The sequence below is a fragment of the Nocardia asiatica NBRC 100129 genome (genome assembly GCF_000308415.1).
Classification (GTDB): Bacteria; Actinomycetota; Actinomycetes; order Mycobacteriales; family Mycobacteriaceae; genus Nocardia; species Nocardia asiatica.
This window is the reverse complement of sequence record NZ_BAFS01000406.1, coordinates 1-11,187: the sequence shown is the minus strand read 5'-3', so window position 1 is coordinate 11,187 and position 11,187 is coordinate 1. Positions and strand designations below refer to the sequence as shown.

General features: G+C 69.1%; 10 protein-coding genes. 5 read left to right on the top strand and 5 right to left on the bottom strand.

The window, feature by feature from the left end; all coding sequences use genetic code 11:
- The first annotated feature begins 278 nt into the window (after positions 1 to 278).
- Positions 279 to 1,877, top strand: coding sequence for a FadD3 family acyl-CoA ligase (locus ON27_RS30625; protein ID WP_051047137.1), 1,599 nt, complete (start codon positions 279 to 281; stop codon positions 1,875 to 1,877).
- Between the two features lie 307 nt (positions 1,878 to 2,184).
- On the opposite strand, the gene ON27_RS30620 is transcribed toward ON27_RS30625, so the two are convergent.
- From ON27_RS30620 to ON27_RS30605, 4 genes are read right to left on the bottom strand one after another with little or no spacing between them, the layout of a single operon-like run.
- Positions 2,185 to 3,003, bottom strand: coding sequence for an SDR family NAD(P)-dependent oxidoreductase (locus ON27_RS30620; RefSeq protein WP_043735533.1), 819 nt, complete (start codon positions 3,001 to 3,003; stop codon positions 2,185 to 2,187).
- Between the two features lie 58 nt (positions 3,004 to 3,061).
- Positions 3,062 to 3,793, bottom strand: coding sequence for a glucose 1-dehydrogenase (locus ON27_RS30615; protein WP_043735531.1), 732 nt, complete (start codon positions 3,791 to 3,793; stop codon positions 3,062 to 3,064).
- A complete protein-coding gene (gene kstD, locus ON27_RS30610; RefSeq protein WP_043735529.1) occupies positions 3,793 to 5,514 on the bottom strand; it encodes a 3-oxosteroid 1-dehydrogenase in 1,722 nt (573 codons plus the stop codon). Before kstD ends, ON27_RS30615 begins: the two co-directional genes overlap by 1 nt.
- A 13-nt stretch (positions 5,515 to 5,527) precedes the next feature.
- Positions 5,528 to 6,283 (bottom strand): glucose 1-dehydrogenase, encoded by a 756-nt coding sequence (locus ON27_RS30605; RefSeq protein ID WP_043735527.1) that lies wholly within the window; start codon positions 6,281 to 6,283, stop codon positions 5,528 to 5,530.
- 220 nt (positions 6,284 to 6,503) lie between these two features.
- On the opposite strand from ON27_RS30605, the gene ON27_RS30600 reads away from it, so the two are divergent.
- The 4 genes from ON27_RS30600 to ON27_RS30585 are packed head-to-tail and all read left to right on the top strand — an operon-like array spanning position 6,504 to position 9,785.
- Positions 6,504 to 7,631: an LLM class flavin-dependent oxidoreductase gene (locus tag ON27_RS30600; RefSeq protein WP_043735526.1), complete on the top strand. Its 1,128-nt coding sequence runs from the start codon at positions 6,504 to 6,506 to the stop codon at positions 7,629 to 7,631.
- Between the two features lie 34 nt (positions 7,632 to 7,665).
- Positions 7,666 to 8,424, top strand: a complete 759-nt coding sequence (locus ON27_RS30595; RefSeq protein WP_043735524.1) for a glucose 1-dehydrogenase — start codon at positions 7,666 to 7,668, stop codon at positions 8,422 to 8,424.
- 15 nt (positions 8,425 to 8,439) lie between these two features.
- The gene (gene lipP1 / locus ON27_RS30590) at positions 8,440 to 9,414 is read left to right on the top strand and encodes a LipP1 family hormone-sensitive lipase (RefSeq protein ID WP_051047136.1); all 975 of its coding nucleotides are present in this window, start codon (positions 8,440 to 8,442) and stop codon (positions 9,412 to 9,414) included.
- On the top strand, positions 9,411 to 9,785 hold the full coding sequence (locus ON27_RS30585) for a VOC family protein (RefSeq protein ID WP_063711397.1): 375 nt from the start codon (positions 9,411 to 9,413) through the stop codon (positions 9,783 to 9,785). The genes lipP1 and ON27_RS30585 overlap by 4 nt, the downstream gene beginning before the upstream one ends.
- 11 nt (positions 9,786 to 9,796) lie before the next feature.
- Here ON27_RS30585 and ON27_RS30580 read toward each other — a convergent pair.
- Positions 9,797 to 11,187, bottom strand: a 1,391-nt coding sequence (locus ON27_RS30580; protein ID WP_051047135.1) for a flavin-containing monooxygenase, incomplete at its 5' end; no start/stop codon positions are given.

Below are 11,187 nucleotides of genomic sequence, written 5' to 3'. Positions count from 1 at the left end.
TCACTGAACGTGCTGGGGGTCGATTCGGCACTCGTACCGGGCGGAGTCCCGCCGGGTACAAACCGTGGCGCGCACACCTGTGGCCCGATTCGAGCCTGCCGTGCGAGCGATCATCCGCCGTAGCCGTGGTCCCGCTGAGCAGGACGTTCGAATGGGCGACCGGTGTCTGCCCCGCGCAAGGCCGAGCAGGCGCGTCTCGGCGAGAGAGCGTGCCCGGTCAGCGGGACACGTAGCGGTGATCGGTACAGGCGGAGGTGCTCGTACGGCACGATCACCCCATGGATCGACGGCGCGGGGCGACCGGTGAACTCGCGACGATTCCGGCGGTGCTGACCGACCGGGCACGGCGCGACGGTGCGCGGATCGCGGTGGTGACCCCGCAGACGCGGCTCACCTACGCCGAACTCGCCGCCGCCGCGCGAGGCGTCACCCGGGCGACGATGGCGGGATCGCTGCTGCAGCCCGGTGATCGGGCGGCGCTCTGGGCCCCCAACACCGCGCGATGGGTGATCACCGCGCTCGGTGTGCTCGGTGCGGGGGCGACGCTCGTCCCGATCAGCACTCGGCTTCGCGGCCCCGAGGCGGCTGCGATCCTCGCGCGCAGCAGGTGCCGCATCCTGTTCACCACGCGCGAGTTCCTGGGCAACGACTACCCGCGGATGCTGCGCGAATCGGGACGGGCACTGCCGCAGCTGCGTATGACGGTTCTTCTCGATGACGTCCCGGCACACGAGACCGATGTTCGCTCGTGGTCCCGGTTTCTCGCGCTCGGCCTCGGTGTCGGCGTGGAGGCCGCCGAGGCGCGGTGTTCGTCCGTGGCGCCGGACTCTGTTGCCGACATCCTGTTCACCTCCGGCACCACGGGTGTGCCGAAAGGCGTGCCCGCCACCCACCGGCAGACGATCGAGACCTACACGCGCTGGGCAGATGTGGTCACTCTCGCCGAAGACGACAGATACATGCTGGTCAACCCGTTCTCCCACACTTTCGGCTACAAAGCGGGGGTCATCGCCTGCCTGCTGCGCGGCGCGATCATGGTGCCGATGGACCGATTCGATCCGGAGCAGGTGTTCAGCGTCGTCGAGCGCGAGCGCGTCACCGTGCTGACCGGGCCGCCCACGCTCTTCCACGACCTGCTCGCCCACCACCGGCGCGGCGCGCATGACCTGAGTTCACTGCGTCTGGCGGGCACGGGCGGCTCCGACGTGCCGCGCGGGTTGGTGCAGCGCATCCGCCTCGACCTGGGTGTCGACAAGGTGTTCACCGGATACGGGCTGACCGAGTCGACCGGCGCCGCCACGATCTGCTCGCCCGACGCACCCTCGGATCTCCTCGCGGACACCGTCGGAAAAGCACTGCCCGGCGTGCGAATTCGCGTGGTAGACAGCTCCGGCCAGGCCGTTCCGACCGGTGCGCCCGGCGAGATCGTGGTTCGGGGGCCCAACGTGATGCACGGCTACCTCGAAGATCCGGCGGCGACGGAAGCCGCCATCGATTCCGGCGGCTGGTTGCACACCGGCGACGTCGGCACCCTCGACGAAGACGGCTACTTACGCGTCACCGACCGCCTCGCGGACATGTTCATCGTGGGCGGGTTCAACGTCCATCCCGCCGAGATCGAACGAATCCTCTGCACCCACCCCGCCGTGGCCGAAGCCGCGGTGGTCGGCGTCCCCGACGCCCGCCTCGGCGAAGTCGGCTGCGCCTTCGTCGTCCCGAACGGACCCGTGGAAATCGACACGGCACAGATCATCGCGTGGTCCCGCACCCGAATGGCCGGCTACAAGGTCCCGCGTCGTATCGAGATAGTGCGGGCGCTCCCCCGCAACGCAGGCGGCAAAGTCCTCAAACGCGTTCTTCGCTCGTACGGGGCGTAAGCCTGGAGCACTTCGCGACATCCCTCGCTCTACTGCGGGCGCTCATGCTCGGCGAACACAGCGCCCATGGCGTAGACGTCCACTCAGGCCCTACCGACCGGCGAGCGGGATTTGCGCCACAACGCAACACGAGTACGAGTGCGCATGACATTCCAGTGCCACCATTGCCGCTTCTGTAATCGTCACAGCCACCCCATCGGCTGTCGCTTCTGTCTTCGCTGTGCTCGCAGCGGCCCCTGTCGGACGCCGCGCCTCATCTCGACAAGCGCTCTGAGCGGGCTTACGCGACCGCTCCCGGAGGACGATGTCACGCGACCTCGTTCTTCATCTGAGCGGTGAGGATCTTCTGGTAACCAGCGCCGAAAAGCCGAGGCAGCCAATCGATCACGTGGGCGTCCGTGCCGATCAGGATTTTCGCCTTGTTCTTGCGGATGCCGTTCACGATGACCCGTGCGGCGTGTTCGGGGGTGGTTTTTGCGAGGCGGTCGAAGTTGGCGGCCAGTGCGTCGCGATCGCGGTCGCCGCCCGCACGCGCCTTCCAGGCGATCTCGGTCTTGATCATGCCGGGGTGCACGCTGCTGACGCCCACCGCGTGCCCGGCGATGTTCATCTCCTGCCGCAGCGCGTCGGTGAAGGCGCGGATCGCGAATTTCGTCGCGCTGTAGGCGCCCTGGCTCGGACACGCGGCCAGGCCGAACATGCTCGACACGTTGGCGATGTGCCCGTCACCGGAGGCGATGACGTGGGGCAGGAACGCCTTGGTGCCGTAGGCCACGCCCCAGAAGTTGATGCCGACGATCCATTCGAAATCCGCCCAGCTGAGTTCTTCCACGTTCGCCGTCAGCGAGACCCCGGCGTTGTTGACGACCAGGTTGATCCCGCCGAAGTCGGCGGCCACCTCGTCGGCGTGGCGATAGACGGCCTCCCGGTCGGTCACGTCCAGCTTGTAGGCGCGAACCTGCGCGCCTTCCTTGCCGCACAGCGCCGCGGTCTCGGCGACGTTGTCCACGTTGCGGCCCGACAGCGCCAGCCGCGCGCCGCGCCGGGCGAGTTCGACCGCGACCGCCCGGCCGATCCCGGCGCCCGCGCCGGTGATCACCGCGGTCCTGCCCTCGAAGTTCTTCACGGTTGATTTCCTTGTCTCGCTCGGCGGTGGGCCCGCCGGGTCGTTCTGTGGGGTGTTGTCACAGGCACGTGTAGCCGCCGTCGGCCACGAATTCCGAACCGGTGCTGAAACTCGACTCGTCGCTGATCAGGAACAGCACCAGGTTGGCCAGTTCCTCCGGGCGGCCGGGCCTGCGGATCGGCTGATTGCCCGACATCCCCTGCGAGCGCGCGGAATCGGCGGTCATCTCCGTGACCACGACACCGGGATGCACCGAGTTGACGCGAATGTCGTCGGCGGCGAATTCCTGCGCCGCGGTCTTGGTCATGCCGCGCACGGCCCACTTGGACGCGGTGTAACCGAGGATGTTCGAGAAGGCGATGAGGCCGCCGATCGAGGAGATGTTGACGATGGAGCCGCCGCCGGCCCGGCGCATGGAGCCCAGCACCGCCTTCATGCCGAGGAACACCCCGACCTGATTGACGTCGATCACCTTGCGGAAGTCGGCTTCCGACAGCTGCTCGATCGGATCGACGTGCACGATGCCCGCGTTGTTGACCAGGCCGGAGACCGGCCCGAAAACCTTCTCCGCGTAGGCGACCACGTCGTGCCACGCCGACTCGTCGGTGACGTCGAGCGGCACGAAGGTCGCGGCGTCGCCCAGTTCGGCGGCCAGCGCGACACCTTCGTCCACCAGCACGTCGGTGATCACCACTGTGGCGCTCTCGGCGACCAGCCGACGCGCGAAGGCCGCGCCCATTCCCCGCGCACCGCCGGTCACGATCACGGTCTTGCCGTCCACCCGTCCCATCAACGCGTTCCTTCCGACTCGGCCGCCACGGAGGCAGGAGGGCTCGTGGTTTCGCGCGGCTCAATGCCGGCGATGTGATCGGCGGCGAGGTAGCCGAACACCATGGCCGGGCCGATGGTCGCGCCCGCACCGGCGTAGTCGTTGCCCATCACCGACGCCGAGTTGTTCCCCGCCGCGTACAGGCCCGTGATCGGCCGGTCGTCCGCGTCGAGGACGCGAGCGTGCTCGTCGGTCACCAAGCCGCCCTTGGTGCCCAGATCGCCCGGGACCATCTCGACCGCGTAGAACGGGCCCTGCTCGATCGGGGCAAGACAGGGATTCGGCCGCACGGTCGGGTCTCCGTAGTAGCGGTCGTAAGCGGAGTCGCCGCGCCGGAAGTCCTCGTCGCGACCGGTGCGGGCGAAACGGTTGAACCGCTCCACCGTGGCGGTCAGGTTCGCCGGTGGCACACCGATCTTCGCCGCGAGTTCGGTGAGGGTGGCGGCCTGCCGGACGATTCCGGCGTCCAGATACTTCTGCGGCAGGGGGCGTTTCGGGAAGTTCCCGAGGAACAGATACCGGTCCCGGAAGCGCTGATCCATGACGAAGTACGCCGGAATGTGTCCGACACCGGCCGCTTCCCGCTCGTACATCGTGTGCACCACGTTCACGTACGGAGCCGACTCGTTGACGAATCGCGCACCGGCGTGGTTGACCATGATGCCGCCGGGCTGGGACCGTTCGGCCAGACAGAAGAACGGCGGCCCGCCGGGGTTGCGCACGGACGGGCCCCACCAGGCGTCGTCCATCAGATCGACCGCGCCGCCGACCTTCTGGCCTGCGACGATGCCATCACCCACGTTCTCGGTGGCGCCCACGGTCCAGTCGGTGGACTGTGGACCGCTGAGGTACTGCTCGCGCATCCGCAGGTTGTGCTCGAAGCCGCCCGCCGCCAGCACCACGCCACGGCGTGCCTTGATCACCACCGGAGTCCCGTCGTGTTCGGCGCGCACGCCGACGACCGCGTCGCCTTCGGTGATCAGGTCGGTCAGCGGCGTGTTCAGCCACACCGGCACACCCGCGTCCCGCAGCGACAACCACAGCCGGGCCGCGAGCGCCTTGCCCAGGCTCAGCGGCAACCGCCCCCGTAGCCTGTTCCGCACCGCCTGCACACCTACCTTGAGCGCGGTCCGTTTTCCCGCCCAGGTGCGCGCGATCATGTTCAAGTCGTGGAAATCGCTGACGGTGAACGCGATTCCCTTGGGGCCGGACATGGTCGGCTGGTTGATCTTGTGCAGGTCGCCGCCGAGCAGCCTGCCGTCGAGCGGCGCGGGCTCGATGCTGCGCCCTTGGGCCAGGCCGCCGGGGAACTCCGGATGGTAGTCGGAGTAGCCGCGGTCGTAGACGAACTCCCAGTACTTGCTGCGAGCGCCCAGATAGCGCATCATCTCGGGGCCGCGGTCGAGGAATGCCCGCTGTTTGGCTTCGGGAACGCGCTCGCCCACAACGGCTTTGAGATAGGTTCGAGCCAGCTCGGGACTGTCGGGCACGCCCTCGCGCTGCAACACCGGATTGTTGGGGATCCAGATACCACCGCCGGACCGTGCGGTGGAGCCGCCGAAGGATCGGCTCTTCTCGATCAGCGTCACCGACAGCCCGCGGTAGGCGGCCGTCAGGGCGGCGGTCATGCCCGCCGCGCCGGAACCGACCACCACCACGTCGAATTCGAATTCCTGAGTCATCGCGTCGCTTCCCTCAGTAGCCGCAACCGGTGAGCATGCCGCCGTCGACGACGAATTCGCCTCCGGTGCAATAGCTGGCCGCGTCCGAGGCGAGGAACACCGCCACCTGCGAGACCTCGACGGGTTGTCCCCAGCGCGGAATGGGCAGGCTCGCGAAGAAGTCGTCGCCGTCCACGCCGGAGGCTCCGGCCACTGCCGCGGTCATGGGTGTGGCGATGCCGCCGGGGTGCAGCGAATTGACCCGGATGCCCAGGTGCCCCAATTCCCGGGCAGCCGACTTGGTGATGCCGCGAATCGCGAACTTGCTCGCGCTGTAGGCGGACAGGCCGGCGGCGCCGACGAACCCTTCCACCGAGGAAACGTTCACGACCGCGCCACCTCCGGTCTCGGCCAGCGCCGACGCGGCGGTCTTGATGCCGAGCCAGGTGCCGGTCACGTTGACCGCCATGATCGCGGTGAAATCCGCCAGGGTCATCTCGACGATCGGGACGAACCGCAGAATGCCGGCGTTGTTCACCACCGCGTCGAGCCGTCCGTAGTGGCCGACCGCCTCGGACACCGCGGCGGACCAATCGGCTTCACTGGTCACGTCGTGGTGCACGTAGCGCGCGGCGGAACCCAGTTCCGCGGCCAGCGCCCTCCCCTCCTGGTCGAGCACGTCACCGAACACCACTCGCGCGCCTTCGGCGACGAACTGCCGAACGTGCTCGGCGCCCATCCCGCGCGCCCCGCCGGTGACCAGCGCCACCTTGCCGTCGAGTTGTCCCACCGATTCCCGTCCTCTCTGACCGTCGCTTGCTCACCGACGCTAGGACGCCCGTCGACCCTCCGGCACCGGACGGTCCCGGCCACCGGGACTAGCTCCTGACCAGAGATGTTCCGGCGGTCATATTTCGATCAGGCATACCGCGCCGGGGCTGTCCCACATCGGGACCAACCACCCCGACCGACCGCAACCCGCCCGATCGGGCGATCGAAAAGGAGACCGGATGAAGTTCTCGATGATCTTCGAAGCCCAGATGGCCGACCCCTCGCGCGAGCACGAACACCAAGTGCTGCGCGACTGCGTGGAGCAGGCGGTGCTCGCCGACCGGATGGGGTTCGACACCGTCTGGGCGGTGGAACACCACGGACTGAAGTGGTACGCGCACATGAGCGCTCCGGAGGTCTTCCTGACCTGGGTGGCCGCCAGGACCGAGCGGATCAGGATCGGACACGGCGTGGTGTGCATGCCGTTCAACTTCAACCACCCGGTGCGGGCGGCCGAACGCGCCGCAATGCTCGACGTGCTGTCCGGTGGCCGGCTCGACCTCGGCGCGGGCCGCGGCGCGACGCCGGTCGAGACCTCCATGTGCGGTGTCGACCCCGAGCGCACCTATCAGGAGGTCGAGGAGTCGCTGCGGATGATCGGCGCGGCGTGGCAGGACCCGGAAGCCGAATTCGAGTACCGCGGGGAGCTTTTGCAGGTCTCACCGCACTCGCTGCTGCCGCGGCCGGTGCAGCTGCCGCATCCGCCGCTGTTCATGGCCTGCACCAAGAAGGACACGCTGAAGATGGCCGCCGACTACGGAATCGGCGCGCTGGTGCTGGGATTCGCGGGTGTGGAGGAGATCGCCGAGCTGCGGCGCACCTACGACGAGGCGATCGCGGCCCGCACCGGTGAGCGCTTCGTGTCCACCGTCGTGAACGACCACTTCGCGGCGCTGTGCCCGACGATCGTCCTGGACGACCGGGAGAAGGCCCAGCGGATCGGCGCGCGCGGGCAGCGCTTCTTCGCGCAGTCCATCAAGCACTACTACGGCGCGGGCCCGGCGCCCGACGAGGCCGTCGACCCGAACGCCGACGAGGTCGCCGCGATCAAGCAGGCCGCCGACGAGCACGTGGCCTACCTGCACGAGGCCAAGATCCCGGTGCAGACCGGCGCCACCTCGGTCTTCAACGTCGAGCACGCCTACGGCAGCCCCGAGGACGCCATCGCCTACGTCGAGCGGCTGCAGGCGGCGGGCGCCGACGAGATCCTCTGCCTCATCCAGATGGGCACCGTGCCGCAGGAGGCCTGCCTGGAGACCATCCGGCACTGGGGCGAGAAGGTCATCCCCCACTTCCGTAACAGCTGACCCCGGCGATCGCCGACACATCGAGGAGTTCGACATGGTTGACCTGAACGGGAAGGTCGCCCTGATCACGGGCGGCGCCCGGGGACAGGGCGCTGCCGAAGCACGGTTGTTCGTGCGGCGCGGCGCTCGCGTGGTGATCACCGACGTCCTGGAAGCCGAAGGCGCCGAGCTGGCCGAGTCGCTGGGCGAGTCGGCTCGTTTCGCCCGGCACGATGTCGGCAGCGGCGCCGACTGGGAATCCGCTGTCGCCCTGGCCATCTCGGCGTTCGGCAGACTGGACGTCCTGGTGAACAACGCCGCCGTCTACACCGCCGAGCCGCTGACCGAGACCTCGCCAGAGCAGTTCGAGCGGATCCTGCGCGTGAATCTCGTCGGCGCGTTCCGCGGTATCCAGGCGGCCGTCGGGCCGATGACGCGGGCAGGTGGCGGTTCGATCGTCAACATCTCCTCGCAAGCGGGTCTCGAAGGGCTGATGGGGCACTCCGCCTATGGCTCGTCGAAGTGGGGATTGCGCGGCCTGACCAAGACCGCCGCACTCGAACTGGGCCCGGCCGGAATTCGCGTGAACTCGGTGCATCCGGGTCCGATCGCGACGCCGGTGGTCCCGTACCTCACCACGGGGCCGGGCAGTTTCCCGTCCTTGCCGCTGCAGCGCACCGGCGTGCCGGAGGAGGTCGCCGAACTGGTCGCGTTCCTGGCCTCCGATGCCTCCGCCTACATCACCGGCGCCGAGGTGACGATCGATGGCGGCTTGGCGGCGGGCAAGTTCCTGCCGCCGGACGCCGTGCGGTAGCCGGAGAACAACCGCATGCCGCTGACACCCGAGGCGCGCGTGATCGTCGATGCCGCCGCCGCCGCGTTCCCCGCGTTGGGCACCGGAGTGCTCGACGCCACCGAGGCGCGGCGGCTGCTCGCCGCTCGTCCCGCGCCCGCCGTCGAGCCGATTCCCGTCGCGCAGGTGCGCGAGCGGCTCATCCCCGGTCCGCCGGGCGCACCCGAGGTCCGGATCCGGATCTATCGACCCGAGAGCGCGCCGCGGCCCGCGCCGGTCGTGGTGTTCTGCCACGGTGGCGGGTTCGTGATCTGCGGCCTCGACAGTCACGACCAGTTCTGCCGGGCCATGGCCACCGCAGCGGAGGCGATCGTGGTGTCGGTGGACTACCGGCAGGCTCCCGAGCACCGATTCCCGGCCGCGGCCGAGGACGCGTACGCGGCACTGTGCTGGGTCGCGGGCCACGCCGAGGAGTTGGGCGGCGACCCGGCACGCGTCGTCGTGGCCGGGGACAGCGCGGGCGGCAATCTCGCCGCCGTGACCGCCCTCATGGCACGGGATCGGAGCGGCCCGGGGATTGCCCGGCAACTGCTGCTGTATCCCATGCTCGACCCGGCCTGCGCCACCGAGAGCTACCGCGCGAACGCCGAGGGCTACTTCACCACCGCCGCGCACCTGCGCTGGTACTGGAGTCAGTACCTGGGCTCGCACGACGGCGCCGACCCGTACGCGAACCCGCTGCGCGCCGAGATGTCCGGACTGCCGCCCGCGTTCATCGTCACCGCCGAATTCGATCCGTTGCGCGACGAGGGCGAAAGCTACGGGCAGCGGCTGCGGCGAGCCGGCGTGGCCGCCGAGATCCACCGCTACGACGGCATGTTCCACGGCTTCCTTAGCATGGCGGCCCACCTGCCCGAGGCGTTGCGCGCGAATACCGCCGCATACGCGGCGATTCGCGCCGCGGACGCCAGGAACGAACCGACACCACCAACCGCCAGGGAGCACCGATGACCATCCAGCGGATCGGCCCCGCCTTCCCCACCGACGATCTGCCCGCCGCCGTGGCCCTGCTGACCGCCGTCTTCGGTGCTGGGCCCACCGTCGTGGACGGCGACCGCTGGGCCCAGTTCGACAGCAACGGCGTCCGTGTCATGCTCGCGGGCACCGACCGCGACGACGACACGCCGTTCCTCGCGATCAAGGTCGACGACCTCGACGCCGTGTCGAATCAGCTGCGCGCCAGTGGGTTCCAGGTGCGGCAACCGGTCACCGGACCGCACGAACGACGCGCTGTCATACACCCGGCGCCGGGCTCCGCCTGGCACATCGCCCTCTATGAATCCGTCTCACCCGGGCCTGCGCCGACCGAGCCGGGACAGTAGCGGTTCGAGCCTCAGTCGGCGCGAAGCACTTCGGACGCTTCCGATCCCGATTCCACCGGCCCGGCGGACGTCTTCCGCTGTCGCCCTCGCTCCGGCGACGTTCGATCCGTCGTCGCCGGAGCGAGGGCGACAGCGCGGAAGGATGCGGACGGCGGCCGCCGCAAGGCGCGTTCGAAAGCGCGGGCCGAGGCGGGCCATGGATTGGTGACGCGCCCGCTGTCGTGTTTGTACCAGCACGTCCGCATGCCGGGCCACACCGTCTTCGCGACAGCTCGCTCGATCCACTGCTGGTGTGCCCGCATCGCGGCCGCCCGGACTTCGATGGCGGTCGCGCCGATCCGGTCGCGCCAGCGCAGGCAGCGGATGATGTAGTCGATCTGGAGTTCCTTCATCCCCGGGTTACTGCCCGCCGGGTTGAAGCTGTTCGGTCCGGCGATCAGGAAGGCATTGGGATAGCCGGGGACCGCCACCCCGTGCAGCGCCGCCGCGCCGGTGCGCCATTGCTCGTGCAGGAGCGCTCCTCCGCGTCCGCGCACGGTGATCGGGACCAGGAATTCCGGGGCGCGGAAGCCGGTGGCGTAGACGATCACGTCGGCGTGATGGTGGGCGCCGTCTTCGGTGCGGAGGCCGTCGTGGACGATCCGGGTGATGGGAGCGGTGATCAACTCGACGTTGTCGCGGGTCAACGCCGAGTAGTAGTGACTGTCGAAGACGATGCGTTTGCCGCCGATCGGATAGTCGGGCGTGAGCTTCGCGCGCAGACCCGGGTCGGAGATCCGGCTGCGCAGGTAGCGACGAGCGGCCCACTCGGCAGGCCGGGCCGACCAGCCCCGGCGCATGATCGGCGCCAGTACGACGTCCGCACCGTAGTAGAGCGCGCGGCGGTAGAGACCGTGGGCGCCGGGCAGCCGTAACGCCGCTCGCGCCAGCGGTCCGAAGTCGTCCGGGGGTTTGGGCAGCACCCAGTGCGGGGTGCGCTGGAAAACCCGGACGCGGCGGGCGGTCGCGGCCAGGGACGGCAGCATCTGCGCCGCGCTCGAGCCGGTGCCGATCACGGCCACGTCCTTTCCGCGCAGGTCCTGGTCGTGGTCCCAGCGGGCGGAATGGAAGGACGCGCCGGTGAAGTCGACCCGGCCCGCGATATCGGGGATCTTCGGCCGGTGCAGCTGGCCCACTGCGAAGACCACGACATCGGCCAGCACCCGCTGTCCGCAGGACGTGAGCAGTTCCCAGCGGCCCCGGTTCTCCAGATAGGTGGCCTCGATGATCGCCGTGTTCAACATCAGATGCGGGGCCAGGCCACGGTCCGCGGCGACATCTCGCAGGTAGTCCAAGATCTCGCTCTGGCGCGGATACCGGATGCGGTGACTGCGGTAGGGCGCGAACGAGAACGAATACAGGT

What these genes read in the sequence shown, in the direction of transcription:
- ON27_RS30625 (WP_051047137.1), top strand. Translation starts at nt 279, where the DNA reads ATGGATCGACGGCGCGGGGCGACCGGTGAACTCGCGACGATTCCGGCG.
- ON27_RS30615 (WP_043735531.1), bottom strand. Translation starts at nt 3,793, where the DNA reads ATGGGACGGGTGGACGGCAAGACCGTGATCGTGACCGGCGGTGCGCGG.
- kstD (WP_043735529.1), bottom strand. Translation starts at nt 5,514, where the DNA reads ATGACTCAGGAATTCGAATTCGACGTGGTGGTGGTCGGTTCCGGCGCG.
- ON27_RS30600 (WP_043735526.1), top strand. Translation starts at nt 6,504, where the DNA reads ATGAAGTTCTCGATGATCTTCGAAGCCCAGATGGCCGACCCCTCGCGC.
- ON27_RS30595 (WP_043735524.1), top strand. Translation starts at nt 7,666, where the DNA reads ATGGTTGACCTGAACGGGAAGGTCGCCCTGATCACGGGCGGCGCCCGG.
- lipP1 (WP_051047136.1), top strand. Translation starts at nt 8,440, where the DNA reads ATGCCGCTGACACCCGAGGCGCGCGTGATCGTCGATGCCGCCGCCGCC.
- ON27_RS30585 (WP_063711397.1), top strand. Translation starts at nt 9,411, where the DNA reads ATGACCATCCAGCGGATCGGCCCCGCCTTCCCCACCGACGATCTGCCC.